Raw genomic sequence first — 23,047 nt, 5'->3', positions numbered from 1 at the left:
TGCTCCTTTTACGGAACAGCTTTTCTTTATCGTTACGAAATTTCAATTCGTACGCCTTCTTTTATATCAGGAAACTTGTGCGGAGATGCAAAGACAGCTCCCGGTAATACATCATCAAACGGCTCTTGGAAGTAGATCGAAATATGGCCGAGCTCTTTAAAGTTGTCATTTGCTTTATTGCCGAGGGCTGTGATCGTGTACGTTTGATCGCCCACTTGAATGGTACCGCCCAGCTTCAGCGGCTCTTCTTCTAAATGTTCGAACTCATGAATGACGGACATATCTCTTAATTCCTGCGGCGCTGCGGGTCCAAATAAAACAATCAGCTTATCTTCTTTAAATTGCGGGACTAAGATCCCGATTTCTTTTACGACAGATTGTGTTACCATGTATCTCGATTCCTCCTTTAATACGTTTAATACATACCGAAGCTGGCAACGTATGCGATCACAACAGATAGAACCCCTGTAATGAGACGGCTATACAAAACAGCTGGTACCCCATATTGTACCGTTTCCGGCTTCGCTTCACCAAGTGACAGCCCAACTGGAATGAAATCACACCCTACTTGACCGTTGATGGCAAATAGTGCAGGGAGTGCAAATTGAGGCGGGATATTCCCTAGTGCAATTTGACTACCAATGAGAACACCGATGACTTGTGCAATGACTGCTCCAGGTCCTAAGACAGGCGATAGGAACGGCAATGTACAGACCACGACGAGCAGTAAGAGCCCCCATATAGATCCTGCCAGTGGCGATAGAAAATGAGCAATCAAGTCACCGATTTTTGTATAATTGATAATTCCAATTAACATACTGACAAATGCCATGAATGGAATAATGTTTTTCAAAAGCATATCAACGGAATCACGGCCAGCCTGATAGAACGTACCGGTGACTTTCCCGATTCCTCTTGAGAATCTCATGAGGAAATTACCTTTTTCCTGACGCTCGATATTTTCCTCTTTCAGTTTTGAATAGGTTTCTTTGAAATTCTCTTTGTCAATCGGCTCACTGTTTTCTTGACCTTCTACTTTCGCCTCACCATCAGATGCTTCCGCAAAGGAAATATCCTTTTCTGTTACGCCTGATACGAAGATATCCTCTGTAATATGTTTTGCAAGCGGTCCAGAAGGAGAGGAAGCCAAAACGTCTACAGTTGGAATGCGCTTCATTGGATACAGTCCGATTCGCGCGGTTCCACCGCAGTCAATGACAACACACATCATTTCATCTTCTGGTATCGAGTTTTTAAAGCCGTCACATGCTTCTGTCCCTGTCATTTCTGCAATTTTACGAGCAACTGGGTGAATGCCTCCCCCTGTAATGGAAACAACCTTTCTTCTTTTACCAGTCGGTTCAAGCTCTAAGCCTTTTCCCCATCCGCCAGCACCTTTTGCAACAAATACTTTGTGGTTTGTCATGTCTAACCCTCCCCTATTGTGAATTCGCTTTCATTTTTCCTGCCAAGTATTTTGTAATCCATTCAGTAATAATACCGCGAAGTAAAATGACGACGATCCCGACTAAGAAGTAACGAACAGCAAGTTCTGACATTGAATATCCTGCTTCTTTAATCCCGTTTGCAATCCCTAAGTAGACAAACAGTTCTCCTGCGTTGGCATACGGGAACAGTGATGTCACCGGATGAACAAATGAAACAGCTGAATCATAGAATGCTGGTTTTTGTTTTTCAGGTAAGAAGCGGCCAAACGTATAAGCCATTGGGTTTGTCAAAATAAGAACAGATAAGATCGGCATTAACGTATAGCGCAAAATCGTATATTTCGCTGCAAACTGGATCGCTCTATTCACTCGCTCTTCTCCAATAAACTTCATGACAGCATAAGTGAAAGTAAGTAACACAACAAGCGTTGGAACGATGCCTGTAACAAGACCCATGAATTGCTTTCCACCGGCTTCAAACATTCCGATAAAGTGCTCTCCAAACCATTGAATCCATTCCATGTTTCATCTCCCCTTTCTCTAGTTCACATTTGTTATATTTTTTTTCGAAATCGAGACAAGTGCTTGTTCAGCCGCCATGGAAAGTGCGTGCATGACAGCTGGCCCCTTTTTGCGTTTTTTCAATGTCTGCTTCATCATATGGTGCTCGTCTAGCACTGCACCAACATGCTTTCCTTCATATGAAGGAACTTCTTTAAATTTAGATAAGATCGACACACCGCCAAGCACATGGCATTTTTGAATGATATAAGATTCATCCACAATGATGAGCGCTATGGCTCCAGGGCCAACTTTGCGCCGTTCCATTCCCGAAAACAAGTGATAGCCTTGCTTCCCTTTGTAGTCATCAATAAGTGAATCCATGCTCTTGCGGTAGTACTTGATTTGAATAAAAGATAACCCATACTGCACAATGAGAATGATACAAAGTACGATTGCTAATTTTTCCATAGCTTCACGTCCTTATGATTGAAATAAATGATCTTGTAATGAACGCAGCTTCCAGACCGTTGTGTTTGAATCAAGTTCTACATCATCATGAGTCAGGAATTGTCCTAATTTGATGTCTTTTTTCGCTACGACTTTTCCGCTGATTAAGCCAATTGGAATGTGGCCGTTCGTTTTCATGTCTTGATGTGTTTCAAGTACACCTCTTACGGAGTACCCGCCAATTCCGTCAAGTGATTCCCCTGCTTTAATCTCTCTTTTCGCAACAGCTACTGTTTCTGACACTGGTACACCAATTGGGTGGATGGATGAATCATGCTGTAAGACCGCTTTTGCGATGGTGACAGGTGTTTCAAGACTGGCTAAGTGGAAAGGACGGTAAAGTGTGTAGTGCGGACCTTTTCCAACTTTTAAATAGCGCAGTTCTTCATCCACTGGCTCAAGATCACTCTTGACGATGACAAATACGCCTGGTGCAAGTCCATTTACATATTCAACGACTCCGAAGTTATCCAGCACGCCGCCTTGCTGTTTTTGATTCAATTTATCTGCTACATTCTCTAAATTCGCTTCGACTCCGTGCATACCGACTTTATCAGGCAGAAGCCCTGTCGCATTACTTAATAAGTTCATTTCGGCCATTGTTTTTGTGCCGTCCTGGAATGCAGCCAGCATATGTGCACTCATATGTTTACTATCTGCTTCTGCTTTACACGTATCTGGATTTGCTTCTGGGAAGAATGGGTTGTTCTTTCCTTTCCCGGCAACGAGCACCTCAAGACCCATTGTTTTCGCAAATTCATATAATTCTAGTGTTGCTGCTGGTTCGTCTCCAGCTGATCCTGAGTAAACAAGCCCTGCATTTGTGAATAACTTATGCATGACCAAACCGATAGTAATATCAACTTCTACATTTAAAAGAACGAGATGTTTTTTCGAATTAAGCGCTTCCAAAGAAATGTTTGCTCCGACCTCTGGGACACCTGTTGCATCTACTACAACTTCCACGAAATCTGATTGAATCACTTCTCTGTAATCATTTGTGACAACCATTTGATGCGGCTTCGCATGCTGCTTGTAGAAATTTGCTGCCTTTTCTGCTGCACTAAGGTGAATATCACAAACACCAGCGACAATCATGCCTGGAATTTTAGAAATTTGTGAAATGAGTCCAAAGCCCATTTGGCCTGCTCCAATAATCCCTACTTTGATCGGGTCTCCACTGCGTTCTCGAGCTAACAACTGTTGATAGATTGACATCTAAATCATCCTTTCAGGTTTTCTTGCTTCTCAATAGATTGCTAGAAATATAATCTGAAACTTTTAACAAATGTTATAAAAATTAACAAAAATCTGTTTCTTGTAACATTTGTTATTTTATTTATCATTTGTTATGAACTTAGTTTATATGATGTGTCAACTTTGTGTCAAGCTAAAATCGATAAAATTTTCAATCTTTTTGAGTCTTTAGACTCAAAAAAAACTACCTAATGATATTAGGTAGTTACAGATTCTTGACAAAGGGCTAAAATGATCTTCATTTTAGCCCTTTGTCTTCTTTTCAGCGTGATAGAAAACCTTTGCAGTCTAGGAAGGACGAGTACCGGAGCGGAGCGAATTTGATATTCGTGAGCACCGGCACGCAGGACTGACACCGAATGCGAGGGTTTATCTACACGCTGACTACCTAATGATATTAGGTAGTTACTTTAATAAGGCATCTCCTGTTCGTTCATCGGTAATTAATACATGAATTAATCCACCTGCTAATGCCGCCCGGATCGCTTCAATTTTCTCTTCGCCACCAGCGACACCTATGACAAGCGGAATTTCTTTCAGCTTTTGCGGGCTTATGCCCATCACCCGGTCGTTCCATGGGTGGGGATATACTTCCCCTTGATGATCAATAAAGTTATAGCAAATGTCACCTGCTACATCCTTCGCTTGAAGGATGTCCTCCTCGCCGCTTGTCATATAAGATTTCACCATCGTTGAATGCTGCGGAACACCGCCAATTCCGACAACCGCGATATTTGATGATTCTCCTAGTTCAATCACTTTTTTGATCGACGGCTGCCGGATCAGTACATCTTTCGCTTCTTTCGTATCAAGCATGACGGGTACATGTAAAAACTCACATTTAGATTTGAGTGCCTCTGTGCATCTCGCAATAATATAGTTAGCGTGGATATCGACATCTTCATTTCCCACACCTCCGACAAGCGGAACAAATGTCACGGATGGATAGTGCTGAACAGAGGTAAGCGCTTTCGCCATTTCATGCAGCGTTGTCCCTGAGGAAAACCCGATGACTTGTCCATCTTTCATCACTTTTAATAAAAAGCTTGCTGCCGCGGCACCGATTCGGCTTTTGGTTGTGTCTTTGCTAAGCGTTTCCACACAGACGACTTCTCGCAGCCCATATTTGCGTTCTATTTTTCTTTCTAACGATCCATACTGTTGATTGACTTCATCATGAATAATGATTTCCACGATTCCTGCTTCACGTGCTTTTGCCAAATATTTCGATATGAGCGAACGGCTAACCCCAACAGCTTCTGCAATGTTAGATTGGGTGGCGCCTTCTTCATAATACATATGCGCAACCTTAATGAGCAGCCTTCTTTCATCATGGAATGTCATAATAACCCTTCTTTCCGCTTAAGTGTTCCCTAACAAATGATATCTAAAATAACATTTGTTAAAAACAGATTAAATGAAAAAAATAACCGAGTCAATACTAGAGGCGTGTTCTCTAACAAGAATGAAAAAAGCCGCACATCAAGCGGCGGCTTTAAAAGATGTTTTTATTCATTTGTTTGATGGCTGCTTTTTCAAGCCTTGAGACTTGTGCTTGAGAAATCCCGATCTCTTCAGCGACTTCCATTTGCGTTTTGCCCTGGAAAAAGCGTTTACGAAGAATCATTTTTTCCCTGTCGTTCAATCTGCGCATGCCCTCTTTTAAGGCCAATTCTTCCACCCATTGTGTGTCTTTGTTCCGTTCATCACTAATTTGATCCATCACATAAATCGGATCTCCTCCGTCATTATAGATCGGTTCAAACAAAGATACAGGATCTTGAATCGCATCTAGGGCAAAGACAATTTCCTCATGAGGCACTTCCAGCACTTTGGCAATGTCTTCTGCTGTTGGCTCCTTGCTTGTCTCACTAATCAGCCTCTCACGGACCTGAAGTGCCTTATAGGCAATATCTCTTAGTGAACGAGACACCCGAATCGGGTTGTTATCACGCAAGTATCGACGGATTTCTCCTATGATCATAGGAACCGCATAAGTTGAAAATCTGACATTGTGGCTTAAATCAAAATTATCAATTGATTTCATTAATCCGATACAGCCTACTTGGAAGAGATCATCGACATACTCGCCTCTGTTGTTAAAACGCTGAATCACACTTAAAACCAACCGTAAATTGCCATTGACTAGCTTTTCTCTTGCTGTATCGTCACCCTCATCTTGCAGCTGTCTGAACAATTTTCTCATCTCGTCGTTTTTCAGAACAGGCAGTTTGGAGGTGTCGACTCCGCAGATTTCCACTTTATTTCTGGACACTTTTTTCCCTCCCTACAGGAGCTGTTGTACAAAGTTCAGTATCTCCTTGGGATGGAAAAATATGCACGAGCGATGACGAGAATCATGTGAAAAAATGGTTATCCCTTTGGCAGTACAGGGATCGAGCTTTCAAAAAATTTTTTTAGACCATTTTATTAAATTCTTTTTGTAATCGTTTAATGATTCTTTTTTCAAGCCTCGAAATATACGACTGGGAAATCCCAAGCATGTCAGCGACATCTTTTTGGGTTTTTTCCTCACCGCCGACCAAGCCAAATCTCAGTTCCATGATCTGCTTTTCGCGGTCATTTAATTGCTCCAGCGCTTTTTTCAGCAGTTTTTTATCTACATTTGCTTCAATATCCCGCGTGATAATATCATCATCTGTTCCAAGTACGTCTGATAAAAGCAGTTCATTTCCGTCCCAATCAATGTTGAGCGGTTCATCAAACGAGACTTCTGAACGGATTTTATTATTTCGCCTCAAGTACATCAGAATCTCATTTTCAATACATCTCGAAGCATATGTTGCCAGCTTGATCTTTTTTTCAGGGTTAAATGTATTGACTGCTTTGATCAGGCCAATGGTTCCGATACTAATTAAATCCTCGATATTAATACCTGTGTTTTCAAATTTCCTTGCGATGTAAACGACTAAACGCAAATTTCTTTCGATCAGAATCGCCCTTGCGGTTTGATCACCTTTTGGTAATTTGACAAGCAGTTCCTGCTCTTCATCCTTTGATAATGGAGGCGGCAGCGCTTCACTTCCACCAATATAATAAATTTCATCACTCTTTAGACCTAGCTTCATGAGGAGTTTATACCAGTAGTAAGTGAGTTTAAATTTTAATTTTTTCATCTTCTTCTCCCTTCTAAATGTCAAGTTGACCTCGTAAGATAAAAGACATCACCAAAAAACTACGACACTCCCTGGATGATTTTCCCGTCTAACATATCTGGATGAATGATGGATTGAAATTCCTGATCTGCTGATAAACCGCTCAGACTCAACCCTACAAAACACTTGGCCGGCTGAATCATATGCGTCTTTGAATAAATGACGACAGTATCTGGTTTTAGGCATAGTAGAAAACCGTGATCATGACCGACTGCTCGATATGGAACAAGTCTTAATCGATCAAGAAGGGGAAATTGATCATCGATCTTTTGCATCACTTCAACAGGATGAGACTGTTTCATGAGCTCTATAAATGGCTCTCCGCAAATGGCCGTTAGCTGATCGGCCTGAACGATCATGACAGGTGTTTTTGTCATAGGATCATACAGCTGATTGCCAGAATCGACGAGTCCATTTAAGCGGATGGTCTCCCCGTGAATGTGTATCTCTACAAGCACTTGTTCATCATACTGTCTTTTTTTCGCACCAACCTCTCCTAATCTTTTCTTTGAAAACAGCCATATCGCAGGAAAGCCGGTTAAAACAAAAAGCCAGCTAATCGGATCACCAAAGCCATCATTTTGTGAAATGAGCAGGCCATCTTGGATCACTGTGTTGGTTTGCAAAAACGAATGAACCCCGATCATGCCTCCTCCCATCAAAAATGTTACAAAGTAAAAAGCAAACAGATTTTGAAAAAAGGAACGAAATCTTTGAAAACCAAAGGTTGCAAGAACGATGAAGACAGAAAAAAATAGTTTGCCTAAAGGGTGTGACACAACCATTGCAAATGGTGTAAAGAGCAAGAGAACAATGCTCGATCCAATGAGAGCTCCTAACATATATCGCCTTTTTTTTACTTGTCGTTTGAGAATAAATGCAGTGAGTAAGAGAAGCAATAGATCAAAACAAAAGTTTAACAGCCAGATCACATCTAAATAAATGACCACCTTCTGCTCCTTTCATCTGAAACAAAGAATCAAAAGCAGTACTTGCACTTGTTTGTACCAGTATAAAACAGTCAAGAGATGGAAGTCTGTCAATTCTTGTTGGGGATGATAGAGAACTTTTGGTGGATTATTATTGTTTTTGTCGAGGAATGAGAGCGCGAAGCAAGAGAGTGTTCTTCTGGACAAGCTTTCAAACAATTGCTCGAAAGAAAAAAAGACACGCTCCTGGAAATCGTGTCTTTTGTTTAAGTTACTTTTCATTGATGTTTAATGTGCCTGAAGCCTTTTGTCTTGTGACATTTCCATAATCATCTCGCACAATTACTTCAATGACCGCACCTTTTGCTTTGGCGGTAGAAGTAGCTGTCCAGTAGCCTTCATATGTTCCGCTAGATACTTCGCGAAGCGGCAGCTCTGTTGTATTTTGAAGCTTTGATCTCGCGTTTGTCAGCGGCATGTGAATAACAAACGTTGCGTCTAGCTTTTCCCTGCTGTTAAATGAAATTTTAACAGACTCTCCTGATGATAGATGGACATTCTCTGCTGGAGTCAGCTTAGAAATTTCAGGTGCCTCGTATTGGACATCGATATTGACTTTTTTAGTCGTTTTGTTTCCTGCTGCATCTTTCGCTGTTACTTTTATTGTATTTTTCCCGTTCTCAAGCAGTATTCTTGCGGAATATTTTCCATCTTTTACGGTTGCCTTTTTTCCATTTACAGTGACTTGATCAAGATGATCATCTGTGACCTTTCCTTCTACAGTGAGTGATTCTTTATTAGACTTTCCCCCTTTTTTAGGTGTATCTATGGTGAGCGCTGGAGCTGTTTGATCAATGATCACCTTTACTGGTTTGGATCGTTTCGTTGCGCCTTTATCCGTAACAGTCGCAGCTGTGAATACATGCTCTCCACTTGAAACTGTGACCTTTTCTTTGAAAGCGCCTGACTGATCTGCTTTCACTTTGGCAATCTCTTCATCGTTTTGATAAATCGCTACATCAAGCCCAGGGGAGGCTTTGCCTTCAATCTCCAGTTCACCTTTGTTCGAAATGGTTCCGGCCTTCGGAGATATAATCTCTGGCACATCTGCTTCATAGTCAACAAGCGCCCGAATCATATAATTCCCTTCTTCTTTTGGAGAAGGAGAAAAAGCACCGCTTGTCAGCTGCCAGCTTCTTTCAGCATTTGGACCATCTTCGTCCGTTGCAAGTCCTGGAGACTCCGTATTCTTTTTCGTTTGAATATAGACAAGATAGAAATCTCCATCCACCGTAATGGCTTGATCTTCTAAATCTACTTTTGTCCATTCACCATTACGCAGCGCATTCGCTTTTAGAGGTCCTGCAATTTTCTCCCCTGGAGCTCCATTCTTCCCAGAAGCATCATACACTTCAACCGCAAATTCATTCCCGCCAGGAGCTGGCCACTCTGATGACCAGAAACGGAAAAGCCCTCCTGTGAGTTGCGCTTGTTTCTTCCCCTTTTCTAACGAAAACTTCACAGCCCAGCCATTGCCAGGATCATAGAAGGCTCGCGCATTTTCAGCTGTTCCGTCATCGTAGCCAATTTCACCAGCAAAGCCGATGAATGGCTCCAGCTGAATGGCTTTTTCAACCGGCTTTTCTGTCACATCTGCTGTAAAAGAATATCCTTTAAACCCTTTCGCAAATACTTTGACGGTATAGACACCGCTCAATGCCTCTAGAGAAAATTCGCCATCTTCATCTGTTTTCACCGGCTTAATTTTCGCATCCTCTACAAGATAAACCGTGGCATCCTTTACTTTTTCACCCGTTGCTTCATTGACAATTGTACCGGATATCGTTCGTTTCTTTAGTGGCTGTAAGGCGAAATTTGCCTCAGCCGTTTCATTTGAAGAAATATTGACTGTTTGTTTGCGTGATTCAAACCCGTAAGCTTCCGCTTTCACCGTGAATTCCCCTGCACTGTGAGTAAGCTGATATCTCCCTGTCGCTTCATCTGTGTAAGTTGATTTTCCGCTTTCAAGAACACTGATTTCCGCTTTCATAGGAAGAGCTTTGATGGACGGAGCATCAAGATTTTTTTCCTTTTTCAATTCTTTTGTTTTTGCAGGCTTCTTATGTGGATGTACAGCCTTTTCTTTTTGAGGCAGGGCTTGATCTGTTATTTTCATATCACCTAAATTAACATCTTCGTTTGTCACCTGTCCTTCAATCGTGCCAATTCCATCTGTTAATGCCGTAATCGCCTCTTTTGCATCAACTAAACCTGCCCCATAGCCATTGTTAGGGGATTCCGGGAATTGCTGATCAGTCAACGGCTTCGCTGTATCAATGAGAATTTGTTCAATCTCTTCAACAGAAAGATCTGACTGTACTTGGCGAAGAAGAGCCACAACAGCTGAAACATGCGGACCAGCCATCGACGTCCCATTCCAGCCATCTTCATACCCTTTCCCTGGAATAGATGAACGAATGTTTACCCCTGGGGCCGCAATATCTGGTTTCATGACGCCATATGGAGACGGACCTTGCAGCGAGAAAGACCCCAATTTGTTGTCTTGATCCGTTGCACCCGTTGCAAAGGCCTCCTGATAGTTCGCAGGATTTGCAATTGATCCCTCACCACCAGGGTTAAATAAATCGGTATTGCCAGCTGAAAACTCTGGGAAGATGTCCGCCGCTCTCCAAGCATTGACCACATCTTTATACCAATCATCAAGACCAGGCCCACCGCCCCAAGAATTATTGACGACATCTGGTGCCTTTTCTGGATGTGGGTTTCCGTCCTCATCTTTTGGTGCTAAAATCCACTCTCCTGCGTCAAGCAGATCAGCATCTGTACCACCATCTTCTGAGAAAGCTTTCACCGCAACCCATTTTGCGCCTGGTGCGGCTCCGATCTGATTCTTTCCATCTGGCTCAGAGCCAACCATCGTTCCCGTCACATGTGTACCATGCTCTAAATCGTCGTATGGCGCTTCAGATCCTGTTGTAGCATCGTACCAATTGAATTCATGAGATGGATCATTCGGGTGTGCTGGATCAAATCCGCGGTATTTTTCCTTTAAAGCAGGATGATCCCATTCCACTCCTGTATCAATACTTGCCACAACAGTACCAGTACCGTCATAGCCTAAAGCCCACGCTTCTGGAGCATGAACCTGAGAAATGTTCCACTCGACTCCATCTACTGCTTTCATTTGTTTTTTCTGCTTAGACGTCTTCAAATCAACGGGCCGATGAATTTGACGGGTTTCATTCGGCAGCACTTGATCTACTTCTGGGAAGGAAGCCACCTTTTCCATGACTTCTTTCGTTCCCGTCACCGCTAGACCATTCACAATATAGTACGAATGAATCTCCTTCACTTGCTTTTTCTTTTGTTCCTTTTGTAAATACGTAAGCAGCGCTTGCTGCGTCTCCTCAGACGTTGCTCTTAATTCTGATAAGACAGCTGATCTTTTTGTGTACTGCGTTCTAGCCGCTGTTAATTTCTGTTTTTTGGCTCTGGACACAGCTTCCTTCGCCACTTTTTGCGTATTTGTTTGCTCCTTCATTTTGATTAAAAAGGTCACCTTGTCATCCTGCTGAAACTGCTTCATTAATCTTGATGAGATCTTTGCTTTTGTTGTCTTAGAGGAAACAGCTTCCTCCTGATATGAGGTAGAAGTCGATTTTGCTTGAACCATCCCAAAGCTTGTCATCGTTAAAGTACCAATCACCATAAGACTCATCAAACGATAGTTGGCGGTCTTGCGAAACTTCAATTTCAATCAAATCCCTCCTCCTCAAATGGCCAAACAGAGTATATGTCTCACTCCTTTCCTTCATTTGTTCATGACAAGATTCATGGTGTTCTTTTTAATGTAGTCAAATAAAGTTCATCATCTTGTCGTTTTTTGTAAGAGGGGTTAAAAATGATTCTTTTTTCTTAAGCACCTTAAGTCAAATTACATATGAAAGATGAAGTGGCTCTCACACATTTAAGACTTTTTGATTAGAGTCCCCTTATACGTTGAGACATGAAAAAACCCCTTCCAATGGAAGGGGTTAAGCTATACTCGATTAGCGTTTATTGCGGTTGCGTAAGAACGTTGGAATGTCCAGCGTATCATCACTTGATTGTGTATTTTGTCTCGGCTGAGATGATGGCTGCTGATGTTCCTCACGTTTTACTTCACGTTTTTGAGGAATGGATTGATTTTGCTTTAATCCTTGTCCTAGTGGATTTCTTTGTGGTTTTGTCACTTCTGGCTCTTGCTCAATAAATCCAGTTGCGATCACAGTCACCACAATTTCATCCTTCAAGTTATCATTGATGACAGACCCGAAAATCATGTTTACATCTTCGTCAGATGCAGAAGCCACAATATCCGCTGCTTCTTGCACTTCATAAAGACTTAGGTTTGTGCCACCCGTAATGTTCATGATGACGCCTTGAGCACCATCGATCGCTGTTTCTAGAAGTGGTGAAGAAATGGCTTTCTTCGCTGCTTCAGCAGCACGGTTTTCACCTGTTGCGACACCAATACCCATAAGAGCCGAACCTTTATTGGACATGATTGTTTTCACGTCAGCAAAGTCAAGGTTAATCAGACCTGGTGTTGCAATTAAATCGGAAATCCCTTGAACACCTTGTCTAAGCACGTTATCTGCCGCGCGGAATGCTTCCAGCATTGGCGTGTTTTTATCAACAATTTCAAGCAAGCGATCGTTTGGAATCACGATTAATGTGTCAACTGCTTCTTTCATAGAAGCAATTCCTTCAACTGCTTGAAGCTGACGCTTTCTTCCTTCAAATGTGAAAGGACGAGTCACGACTCCAACTGTCAATGCACCAGAATCTTTTGCGATTTTTGCAATGACAGGTGCAGCACCCGTACCAGTTCCACCGCCCATACCAGCTGTAACGAAGACCATGTCTGCGCCTTTTAGTACTTCTTCAATCTGCTCTTTGCTTTCCTCAGCAGCCTTCTTACCGACCTCAGGATTCGCACCTGCTCCAAGCCCTCTTGTCAGCTTAGCACCGATTTGCATTTTAGTTTCTGCTTTTGATAGATTTAACGCCTGTGCATCTGTATTGACTGCAATAAAATCGACACCTTGTACGTCATTTTCGATCATTCGGTTGACAGCGTTATTCCCGCCGCCACCTACTCCGATTACTTTAATTGATGCTAGGCCGTCTATATTTGTTTCAAACTCCAACATGCTGAATCCTCCTAATCCGTCGAAAATCTAATTCTATTCCCAGAACATATTAAATAGTTTTTTCATTTTGCCCGGTTTTTTATTTGTCTCTTGTTGTGCTTTTTGTTTTACTTTCGGTCTTGGCTGCGCTTCTTTCACTTGTGGTGCAGAAGAAACCGGCTCCATGGATGCGCCTACTTCATGAAACGCCTCATCTGGCATTTGGAATCCAACCTGTCTGCCCTGAATCTTTGCATTGCGATAAGCAAAGTGGATCAGACCCACTCCTGTCATATATTGAGGCTCTCTCACCCCGATATAATTCGGACTTGCAATCCTGACATTGTTTTGCAAGACCGTTTGTGCAAGAGAAAGGATACCTGGTATGGCTGCCTGTCCACCTGTTAGAACGAATCCACCAGGCAAATCATGGACACCCATATTTCTTAATTCCTCTGCCACAAAGAGCAGGATTTCCTCCAGCCGCGCTTCAATAATGTTAGCCGCATCAAGTTGTGTATACGTTTGTTTTTGATCGGTACCGATCACAGAAACTTCAAATGTCTCCTCAGTCGATGCCTCATCATAAAACGCATGCCCAAATTGTTTTTTGATTCGTTCAGCTTCTTCAGTGGAAGTTCTAAGTCCTATAGACAAATCTTTTGTAATGTTCTCTCCGCCCAAAGGGATACTGTGAGTAGAATAGAGATGCCCGTTTTCAAATACGGAAATCGTTGTAGATCCGCCGCCAATATCGACAAGAGCTACCCCGAGATTTTTTTCATCTTTCGATAATGCTGCTGAGCCCGATGCGATTGGCTGCAAGCAAATATCCATAATTTCAATTCCAGCTCTTTCTACACAGCGGAGCCAGTTATGTAGAATCGTTTTAGAACCTGTAATTAACGATCCTTCCACCTCTAGCCGAACACCAAGCATTTTTTTCGGATCTGTGATCTCATCTCTTCCGTCGACGATAAATTGTCTCGGAATCACGTCTACGACGAGATGTTCTTGAGGAATAGATACTACTTGTGCTGCATCTAAGACACGTCTCACATCTTCAGCATGTATTTCTTTGTTTTCACTAGATACTGCGACCACGCCGCTCGTATTCTGAATATGAATGTGGTTTCCGTTAATTCCGACAATCGCCTTTTGTAAAGGAAATCCTACCATTCTCTCAGCCTGTTCAAATGCTTGTCTAATAGAATGAACTGTCTCATCTATATCAACAATCGATCCTTTTTTTAACCCCTCTGAAGGGACATTTCCAACACCTATAATGTTAAGCGAATCATCCGCCATTTCTCCGACGATGACTTTTATATTGGATGTACCGATGTCAAGGCTGACGTAAATTTCATTGTTGTTCATTCTATGGCACCTCCTCACATATCAATACTTTCTATTCTATTATTTGCTGAACAACAATACAATGAATGTGTTTTTACAAGTGTGTAACAAAACTTAAAAAATCAACATTTTTTATTAGGATTACTGAAAATATTCGTTACATCATATGTATATCCTTTTTTATGACTCACTTTTTTTCTTTTTTTCTCTTGAAATTGTCCATTTTGTTAGTAAAATTCTTCTGATAACTGCTATATTTTGAAACAATCTAACGCCGAATGCAAACATTCCGACTAAGTACAAGTCTACACCAAGATGGACGCCCAGAAAAGCTAAACTTATTGCGAGTATAATATTAAAGAAGAAGCCTGATACAAACACTAGTTCATCGTATGCCCCTTGCAGATGTGCTCGGATTCCACCAATCAATGTATCAAGCGCAGCAAGTACAGCGAGGGAAAGATAGTTAGAATACTCATTCGGTATCGTAAAATTTGTTAAGAAACCGATCGCAACTCCTATGATTAAGCCAAGTACAGGAAGCCACATTAAGATTTTCCCTCCTTTACATCTTCAAGAGGCTTCAATTCGTTTACTTGAATTGCACCGTCATATGCTTTTAAATGGATTTTTTTCTTCGGCTGGCTCATACTCAAGCTGAAGTTTTCCTGAGCAAACAAATCACCAATATCTGATACATTTAAACGGCTGTATAATTTGTCGGCCTGCTCACTAATCATTTTAATGTTGACTTCATCACTATCTAAGCTGTAACCATCTATTTTTGTCGTGCCATTAATATCTCGAATCACACTTGTATTAATTACACGGCGATCATTGATGGAAATATGTTTTGCCCCAAACATATTGGCTTCATTAATTAATTTTTTCAGAAGATCAGGCGGGATATTTTTCACTTCTTCTCCGGTAAGATCCTTTGAAAAAAGCTGAGAAATTTCAATTTCAATCCCCTCCCCTTCCACTTCTGTAAAACCAGCCTTTTCTTTTAAATCTTTTAACGTTTTTGTTAATTGTGCTTCTTTTGATTGATCTCCTTGATGACCATATTTTTTTAGCATCTCGTCGTATTTATCAATTTCTTTGAGCAAATCCAATTCCTTACTTTTAGATGCAGATAAATCCTCTCTCAGTTCCCAAACATCACGAGTATCACGAACTTTGGGCTTTTGTAAAGAATTAAACTGGATGGAGACCATGATGCCAAATATGATCATTAAAGCTGTTAAACTAAGTAAAGGCTTCTTTTTCCTCAACACCACTCACCTTTTCACTTTTAATCTTTGTTTCTTAAAAGAGGGTTCATACGAATATCCGTTTTCTCAATCGTCATTGAAATGTGATCACTTGTCAGCTGATCGACCACTCCTCCTGCAATATTTAAAGCAGGTATTAACACAGCCGGATCTCCAATACCAGAAATGACAAATGGTGCTGGATGCTGAACACCATCAACTGTGACAACTGGACCATTACAATGTATGTATGATTGGTGTGTGATTCTTTGCCCATTAATAGATACAGCAGAAGCCCCTGATATAAATAGTTCGTTTATCACATGAAAAATGTGGCTCTCATGCACAATGTAATTATTGACATTTTGTCCACTCGGGATATAAGATGCATCTTCAAGAGATACTTTGACCCCTTTTCCTTTTACACCAATCTCTCCTGTAAACATTCTGTATTTCTCAACATCTTCCAATACATTAAAATACTGCTCTTTTTCATTTTTCAAATTGGACTCTGTCGCTTGAACCTTTGATTGAAGACTATATAATTCTTTTTCGAGTTTCTGATTCGCCTTTTCTTGCTTTGTGAGCTGACTTTTCAGAGAGTATTCTTTTTTCCATTGCTCTGTTCGAATGACATCTGCCTGATGCTGCTTTGTATATTGGTATGAAAAAGAAATCAGAAAACCAAGAACAAGCATGACAATTGAGAATATAACTGTTTTGCCTCTCAACGCTCATCTTCCTTTTTCTTAGATTTAAACGCTTCAAAATACGTAGCGACTTCCATATGGATTGTGCCTTTTTCAGAAGACGAAAGTTCTTTTACAATGGCTGGATAGGTTTTCATTTTATCACCGAATGTTTTAATTGATGCAATCACAGTGTTTCCGTCATTCATATAAAATTTAACTAGCCACTGGTTTGAATTTGTCGGCACATAATATACTTCTGAGATGAGTTCCTGAATAGAGGCTGGCAGCTGATTTAAAGATCTAACGGTTTGCTTCAGCTTCTCCTTATTGTCCCAATCGACAAAAATAGGTCCTGCATGACTCGGTGTAACTTCTTCTGGTAAAGCGGTCCCATTTTCAAGAAGCTCATAATATAGATTTCCCTTTTGAAGATACGCAATATTTGCATATTCTTTGACAGCAATACTGACCTTATTTGGGAAATGCTTTTTGATCCTAACGCTTTTAATCAGTTTATTTTGTTTAATATGATCTGCTGTTATATCTTTATTTAAATTCCAAAACTCTGTTTCGCCTTCTTTAATTTGTGAAAGTTTAACAAGCTGTTTTGTAGAGACATGCTCGTTACCTGTGATGGTTAAAGAAGAAATTTTGCTGATAGGTGTCTGCAAATAAATAATAATTAAAACCATGATAAAAAACAGTAGTATAAAAGAGATCAGTCTCCGATTCGCTTTTTGCTTCCTTTGTTCTTTAATTTTAGGAATTCGCTCTTCTATATTGACGATCTTTTCATTTTCATGATCAGGCCGCATATATACTCTTCACCTCATTCAAAGCTGCTTGTCCACACCTTTGGGTCATCATTTTGATGAGAAAACAAACGGCATTCTTTCATGCCGTTTGTTTTCCTGTGATGCCATCATTCATAAAAACTAGCTGTTAAATTTCTTCACCGATAATTTCTACCTCTGTATGCATATCTACGTTGTAGTCTTCTTTAATTTTCTTTTGGATGTACTGAATTAAGTCCAGCACGTCTTGAGCAGTAGCTCCACCAGCGTTGACAATAAAGTTGCCGTGCATATCAGAAATTCTAGCTCCGCCGATTTGGTATCCTTTTAAATTCGCTTTTTCTACAAGCTGTCCTGCATATTCAGGCAGCGGATTTCGAAAAATACTGCCAGCACATGGCCGGTTATAAGGCTGGGTTTCTTTACGATAATCTTTATTTTGCTGCATTTTCTTAGTGATTTTTTCGCGATCATCCTGTTTGAGCTTAAACACGGCTTCGAGAACAATGCCAGGTCGTTCCTTTTGAAGGACTGATGTTCGATAGCTGAAATTCATCTGTTCATTTGTGAGCCACTCGATGCTTCCATCCTCAAATAAGATTCTAGCTTTCACAAGAATCTTACTGATGTCAGATCCATGTGCACCTGCGTTCATATAAACAGCGCCTCCAATAGACCCTGGAATACCAGCTGCGAATTCCAACCCTGAAAGACCCTGCTTACTAAGAGATGTCGCGAGCCTTACGACAGAATAGCCGCCGCCAACTGTAATTTCTTCATCATTTACAGTTAGGTGATCCAGTCCAGCACCTAGCTTGAGAACAACTCCACGAATTCCCTTATCAAGTACAAGTAAATTCGATCCTCTTCCAATGACCGTCCAATTCGTATGGTGTTTTTTCACCTGATCCATGATCGTTTTAACTGCATCGATATCTTTAGGGATGATCAAAAGATCTGCTGGTCCGCCTATTTTCATTGTTGTATGATTAGCAAGCGGCTCATTTTCAAGTACTTTACCAACTTGCGCTTCTAATAATTCATTCTTCAAGTTCTCCATATTACCCTCCGCCTTACCTAATATCATTCCATCATGTAGTCGTAATTTCTTTTAACACATTATATAAACGTGCAGCCGCATCTGGTACTCCGAGTTCTTTCGTTAAACGGCTCATTTGGTTGAGTTTTTCTTCATTACCGGCAATTTCATCAATTGCATGCAGCAGACGATCCCCTGAAAGCTCTGATTCTCTTAAAACAATCGCAGCATCATGTTTTTCAAGTGATCTTGCATTGATTTCCTGATGATTTGCCGTCACGTATGGGCTCGGAATAAAAATGGTTGGGATTCCAAGAGCCGTTACTTCAGCAATTGTTGTAGCTCCCGCTCTTGCAACAATCACATCGATCGATTTCAGGTACTCCGGCATTTGATGCAAGAAAGGTTTTGTGATCATATTAGGTGCTGCACCTTTTTCCTTTAGTTCATTCAACACTTTTTCATAATGAACCTCACCTGTGATATATAAAAGCTGGTAGTTTTTAGCCTTTAAATCATCTTGCATTTCGATCACTGCTCTATTGATAGGAGCAGCACCTCGGCTCCCGCCGAAAATAAGAACCGTTTTTTTCTGTTCATCGAGCCCAAATTCTTTAAGAGATTTCCCCTCTTTTATAGAGACGACTTCAGAGGCTCTAGGGTTTCCCGTAAATACAACCTTTTCAGAAGGAAAATGTGCCTTTGCTTCGTCAAAGCAGATGGCTACTTTATTAACATATCTCGCTAGGAACTTATTTGTAATACCAGGCAGGCTGTTTTGTTCGTGTATAATAGTCGGGATCTTCAGCTTAGAAGCCGCATAAACCACAGGCCCACACACATAACCGCCTGTTCCAATGACCGCATCAGGTTTGAATTCTTTTAAGTAAGATTTGCTTTTTTGAACGCCTTTCAAAAATCTCATCACCGTTTTGACGTTATCAAAGGAAAGCTTTCGTTTAAAACCTGAAATTTCTATCGCCTTGAAAGGGATATTTTCTCTTTCTACAATTTTCTTTTCAAGTCCATTTTCAGTACCGATATATAAAAATTCCACATCAGGATGCAGTCTTTTCACTTCTTTAATAAAGGCTAAGGCCGGATAAATATGTCCGCCTGTTCCGCCTCCACTGATTACTATACGCATTATACCATTTCCCCTCAATTTTTTTCTGCTCTGAACAAAGTATAAACCCTGTTTTAAACAACAGGGCTCCGTTAAAACCTGTAAAGAAGAGTCAAAAAACACGTTTTCGAAACAAAAACTGTCATTTTCACTCTTCAAATCATTTTTTTGTACTTTTGCAAAATAAACGTCAACATGGTTTCATGAGCTTCAGCACGTTAATATCTTGCGTACCTGCTTACATTCAAAAGTACGCCAATCGCCATCAGCATTAATGTCAGTGATGAGCCGCCATAACTAAGGAATGGGAGCGTGATACCTGTCACAGGAATAAGTCCAGTGACAACTGCGATGTTAATCATTACTTGAATGGCAACCATTGAAATAATACCAACTGCCAGGAAACTTCCATATAAATCTGGGGCTCCAAGTGCTATTCGTATGCCTCTCCATAATAGAACACTAAAGAGGAGTAAAATGAGTGATCCCCCTATAAAGCCAAGCTCTTCAGACAATATCGCAAAGATGAAGTCCGTTTGGGGCTCAGGTAAATAGAAGAATTTTTGTCTACTTTGACCAAGTCCCATTCCGAACAGACCACCTGGACCAACAGCGTATAAGGATTGAATAATTTGAAACCCACTGCCTAGCGGATCTTCCCAAGGATTTAAGTACGATGTAATTCGTTTTATTCGGTAGGGTGCTGATAAGACAAGTGCAGCAAACCCGCTGAGTCCTATAAGACCGAGAAATATAAAGTGAGCAATTCTCGCACCTGAAACAAATATCATAATAATACAGGTTCCAACCATCACCGTTCCTGTTCCCAGATCCGGCTGAAGCATAATGATGGCAAATGCAGAAAATACAATGCCTAAAGCTGGGGCAAAACCTTTGCGAAAGGATGTGATATTTTTTTGTTTTTCAGATAAGAATTTTGCAAGAAACGCAATCATCGCAAGCTTCATAAATTCAGAGGGCTGAATACTAAACGCACCGACACCGATCCAGCTTCTTGATCCATTTCTCTCCATACCGATACCAGGAATGAGTACAAGCAGCAAAAGGAGAAAACAAACAGCAATCAATATCTTTGACCAAGTCCGCCACGTCCAATAATCGACTCGCATAATGAAAAACATTGCGATAACTCCGATTCCGGCAAACAAAAGCTGTCTTTTTGCAAAATAAAACGAATCATCAAATTTATACGATGCCCACACAGCACTAGCGCTGTACACCATAATTAAACCAATCGTCAATAAAAGTAACGTAATGACAACAAGCAAAAAATCCGGAGAAGTTTTCTTATTCGTCAAGAGACCGACACCCCAAGCATAATTTCATTTGGGCTGTCAGTCATATGAGAGACAAGCCCTTATTTAAGCATATGCACGGCGTTTACAAACATGTCTCCACGTTCTTCAAATGTTTTATGTTGATCCCAGCTTGCACAAGCCGGAGATAATAAAATCACGTCTTCTTCTTCAGATATGTTAAACGCCGCAGGTACTGCTTGTTCAACATTATCGACATGTTTTACGTGATGTATTCCAAGCTCTTCACCAAGCTTCACAAACTTAGGTGCAGTCTCACCAAATGTGATAATTCCTTTTACATTTTTCATGAAAGGTTTCAATTCATCAAATTCATTGCCGCGATCAAGTCCACCTGCTAATAAAATGGTCGGTTGTTCGAAGGCTGACAATGCTTTACTTGTTGCCAAAATATTGGTTGCTTTACTATCGTTATAAAATTTCCGACTTTGAATTGTATCTACAAACTGCAGACGATGCTTCACTCCACTAAATGTCGTGAGAACGTGTACGATTGCTTCATTTGAGCAGCCTGCATTTTTCACAACACAAATAGCTGCCAGAATGTTTTCTTGGTTATGCTCACCAGGAAGGACAACATCCTTTACATCAATGATATGTTCATTCATGTAGTAAATTGCACCATGTTGAATAAACGCACCATGTTCTACTGGCTCTTTCACTGAGAAAAACACTTTTTTTGCTTTTGAACCTTCTGCCAGTTTTACGACCGATGGATCATCTAGGTTAATTACAGCGATATCATCTTCATGTTGATGTGCGAATACTTTCTGCTTTGCTTTTTCATACTCATCACGAGTGTGGTGATAGTCTAAATGTGCATCAAAAATATTTAATATTAAACTGATTTTAGGTCTAAACTCAACTGTTCCCATTAACTGAAAAGAAGAGAGTTCCGTTACGATCCACTCATCGCCAGCTGCATTTGCAGCGACTTCGCTGGCAACTGTTCCAATATTACCCGCCACTAATGTTTTTTGGCTGTCTTTTTTCAGCATTTCATAAATCAAAGTCGTGGTAGTGGTTTTTCCATTCGATCCAGTAATCCCAATAAAAGGGGATGAGGTTAAATGATACGCTAATTCTATTTCCGTCCAAACTGGAATTTGGCGGCGAAGCGCTTCTTGAACCATCACATTTTCATATGGAATTCCTGGATTTTTAATTAAAATCGTAATGTCTTTATCTTCGAATATACGAAGAGGATGACTGCCACAAACGACATCAATCCCCTTTCCAGAAAGTAGCTGAGCAGGTTCGTTTTCTTCAAACGGTTTTTGATCATTTACCGTCACATTTACTCCATGTTCATGAAGAATTGAAGCTGCCGCATATCCGCTTTTTGCAAGACCTAATACTAGTACATGTTCGTTTTTTAACATTTGCATCTTATTCAATTATAACCACACCTCGATGTAAATTCCTAAAACAGCAAGTAATAAACCAGCTGTCCAGAAGGTGACAACTACTCTCCACTCTGACCAGCCAACTAACTCATAGTGGTGGTGAAGCGGACTCATCTTAAAGATTCTTTTGCCGGTTGTTTTAAAGGAGATCACTTGAAGAATAACGGATAGCGTCTCAACAACAAATACTCCACCAATAATGACAAGTAAAATTTCAAGCTTCGTTAAAATCGCAATTGCTACAATGGCTCCGCCTAATGCTAGAGAACCTGTATCACCCATAAATACTTTTGCAGGATGTGCGTTAAACACAAGGAAACCAAGGACGGCTCCTGCAACAGCTACTGAAAAGATCGCTACATCATACTGGGATTGATTCCAAGCCAGTATGGCAAAAGCTCCGAAAGCAATAGCAGCGGTTCCAGATAAGAGACCATCCAGTCCATCCGTTAAGTTCACGGCATTAGAACCTCCGACAAGCATGAAAACGACAAGGATAAAGTAAGCCCATCCTAAATCAAAGCTGACGTCTGTTCCTGGAATGCGAATCGTCGTTGCAAACTGATAATAATGGAAAACTGCATAAAAGATCACTGCGATCACAATTTGACCGATTAATTTCTGTTTCGATGTTAATCCAAGATTTCGTTTCATCGCTACTTTAATATAATCATCTAAAAATCCTAATAGGCCGTAACCAAGTGTGACAAATAACAGTAAAAACATTTCTGGACTAATCTCAGAGAATTTGTTGATCATCACAATCGTAGTAATGGTGATAGAAAAGATAATCATAATTCCGCCCATTGTCGGAGTACCAGATTTCTTTTGGTGAGACTGCGGGCCTTCTTCTCTAATACTTTGACCAAATTTAAGTCTTCTTAAAAACGGTATAAAAATCGGGGATAAAAGAACACTGATTAAAAATCCCATTATGATTGTAAACAATATCACCTGTTCAAGCATCGTTCTTTACTCCTTCCGAATTTCCAAAGCCGTTTTCCATCAGAAAATTGCATTCATTATTA

At 40.7% G+C, this 23,047-nt stretch carries 21 protein-coding genes; all 21 read right to left on the bottom strand.

Going from position 1 to position 23,047, the window contains the following annotated elements; genetic code table 11:
- Window positions 1-32 precede the first annotated feature (32 nt).
- Window positions 33-389: a PTS glucitol/sorbitol transporter subunit IIA gene (locus GKC25_RS07095; RefSeq protein WP_106037784.1), complete on the bottom strand. Its 357-nt coding sequence runs from the start codon at window positions 387-389 to the stop codon at window positions 33-35.
- Window positions 390-415: 26 nt separating this feature from the next.
- On the bottom strand, window positions 416-1,426 hold the full coding sequence (gene srlE / locus GKC25_RS07090) for a PTS glucitol/sorbitol transporter subunit IIB (RefSeq protein ID WP_034662527.1): 1,011 nt from the start codon (window positions 1,424-1,426) through the stop codon (window positions 416-418).
- Window positions 1,427-1,439: 13 nt separating this feature from the next.
- Window positions 1,440-1,970 carry a PTS glucitol/sorbitol transporter subunit IIC gene (gene srlA, locus GKC25_RS07085; protein ID WP_003210918.1) on the bottom strand — a complete coding sequence of 177 codons (531 nt, stop codon included), beginning with the start codon at window positions 1,968-1,970 and terminating at the stop codon, window positions 1,440-1,442.
- Between the two features lie 18 nt (window positions 1,971-1,988).
- A complete protein-coding gene (locus GKC25_RS07080; protein ID WP_034662530.1) occupies window positions 1,989-2,420 on the bottom strand; it encodes a transcriptional regulator GutM in 432 nt (143 codons plus the stop codon).
- A 12-nt stretch (window positions 2,421-2,432) separates the two neighbouring features.
- Complete coding sequence (locus GKC25_RS07075) at window positions 2,433-3,677, bottom strand: NAD(P)H-dependent oxidoreductase (RefSeq protein WP_034662533.1); 1,245 nt, start codon at window positions 3,675-3,677, stop codon at window positions 2,433-2,435.
- Between the two features lie 444 nt (window positions 3,678-4,121).
- Entirely contained in the window at window positions 4,122-5,060 is a 939-nt protein-coding gene (locus tag GKC25_RS07070) for a sugar-binding transcriptional regulator (RefSeq protein ID WP_034662535.1), read from the bottom strand.
- 151 nt (window positions 5,061-5,211) lie between these two features.
- A complete protein-coding gene (gene sigG / locus GKC25_RS07065; protein WP_003211879.1) occupies window positions 5,212-5,991 on the bottom strand; it encodes an RNA polymerase sporulation sigma factor SigG in 780 nt (259 codons plus the stop codon).
- Window positions 5,992-6,133: 142 nt separating this feature from the next.
- A complete protein-coding gene (sigE, locus tag GKC25_RS07060; RefSeq protein WP_007499746.1) occupies window positions 6,134-6,853 on the bottom strand; it encodes an RNA polymerase sporulation sigma factor SigE in 720 nt (239 codons plus the stop codon).
- Between the two features lie 59 nt (window positions 6,854-6,912).
- The gene (gene spoIIGA / locus GKC25_RS07055; protein WP_034662538.1) at window positions 6,913-7,842 is read right to left on the bottom strand and encodes a sigma-E processing peptidase SpoIIGA; all 930 of its coding nucleotides are present in this window, start codon (window positions 7,840-7,842) and stop codon (window positions 6,913-6,915) included.
- Between the two features lie 250 nt (window positions 7,843-8,092).
- On the bottom strand, window positions 8,093-11,599 hold the full coding sequence (locus tag GKC25_RS07050; RefSeq protein WP_187704487.1) for a S8 family peptidase: 3,507 nt from the start codon (window positions 11,597-11,599) through the stop codon (window positions 8,093-8,095).
- Window positions 11,600-11,891: 292 nt separating this feature from the next.
- Window positions 11,892-13,037, bottom strand: a complete 1,146-nt coding sequence (ftsZ, locus tag GKC25_RS07045; protein WP_024424252.1) for a cell division protein FtsZ — start codon at window positions 13,035-13,037, stop codon at window positions 11,892-11,894.
- Between the two features lie 33 nt (window positions 13,038-13,070).
- Window positions 13,071-14,393: a cell division protein FtsA gene (ftsA, locus tag GKC25_RS07040; RefSeq protein ID WP_034662541.1), complete on the bottom strand. Its 1,323-nt coding sequence runs from the start codon at window positions 14,391-14,393 to the stop codon at window positions 13,071-13,073.
- Window positions 14,394-14,552: 159 nt separating this feature from the next.
- Window positions 14,553-14,921 (bottom strand): small basic family protein, encoded by a 369-nt coding sequence (locus GKC25_RS07035; RefSeq protein ID WP_003210988.1) that lies wholly within the window; start codon window positions 14,919-14,921, stop codon window positions 14,553-14,555.
- A complete protein-coding gene (locus GKC25_RS07030) occupies window positions 14,921-15,646 on the bottom strand; it encodes a DUF881 domain-containing protein (protein ID WP_066030945.1) in 726 nt (241 codons plus the stop codon). The genes GKC25_RS07035 and GKC25_RS07030 overlap by 1 nt, the downstream gene beginning before the upstream one ends.
- Before the next feature lie 20 nt (window positions 15,647-15,666).
- The gene (locus GKC25_RS07025; RefSeq protein WP_060596192.1) at window positions 15,667-16,356 is read right to left on the bottom strand and encodes a DUF881 domain-containing protein; all 690 of its coding nucleotides are present in this window, start codon (window positions 16,354-16,356) and stop codon (window positions 15,667-15,669) included.
- On the bottom strand, window positions 16,353-17,132 hold the full coding sequence (locus GKC25_RS07020; RefSeq protein ID WP_060596191.1) for a cell division protein FtsQ/DivIB: 780 nt from the start codon (window positions 17,130-17,132) through the stop codon (window positions 16,353-16,355). Before GKC25_RS07020 ends, GKC25_RS07025 begins: the two co-directional genes overlap by 4 nt.
- Window positions 17,133-17,259: 127 nt before the next feature.
- Complete coding sequence (gene murB, locus GKC25_RS07015; protein WP_187704486.1) at window positions 17,260-18,171, bottom strand: UDP-N-acetylmuramate dehydrogenase; 912 nt, start codon at window positions 18,169-18,171, stop codon at window positions 17,260-17,262.
- A gap of 31 nt (window positions 18,172-18,202) precedes the next feature.
- Window positions 18,203-19,297, bottom strand: a complete 1,095-nt coding sequence (murG, locus tag GKC25_RS07010; protein ID WP_095285129.1) for an undecaprenyldiphospho-muramoylpentapeptide beta-N-acetylglucosaminyltransferase — start codon at window positions 19,295-19,297, stop codon at window positions 18,203-18,205.
- 197 nt (window positions 19,298-19,494) lie between these two features.
- Window positions 19,495-20,595, bottom strand: a complete 1,101-nt coding sequence (gene spoVE / locus GKC25_RS07005) for a stage V sporulation protein E (RefSeq protein WP_003212197.1) — start codon at window positions 20,593-20,595, stop codon at window positions 19,495-19,497.
- 59 nt (window positions 20,596-20,654) lie between these two features.
- Window positions 20,655-22,001: a UDP-N-acetylmuramoyl-L-alanine--D-glutamate ligase gene (gene murD, locus GKC25_RS07000; protein ID WP_425389372.1), complete on the bottom strand. Its 1,347-nt coding sequence runs from the start codon at window positions 21,999-22,001 to the stop codon at window positions 20,655-20,657.
- 9 nt (window positions 22,002-22,010) lie between these two features.
- Window positions 22,011-22,985: a phospho-N-acetylmuramoyl-pentapeptide-transferase gene (gene mraY / locus GKC25_RS06995; protein ID WP_003211854.1), complete on the bottom strand. Its 975-nt coding sequence runs from the start codon at window positions 22,983-22,985 to the stop codon at window positions 22,011-22,013.
- Window positions 22,986-23,047 lie beyond the last annotated feature (62 nt).

The sequence above is a fragment of the Bacillus pumilus genome, assembly GCF_038738535.1.
Lineage (GTDB): Bacteria > Bacillota > Bacilli > Bacillales > Bacillaceae > Bacillus.
Note: the sequence above shows the minus strand (reverse complement) of the source record. Positions and strands in the feature narration are given on the sequence as shown.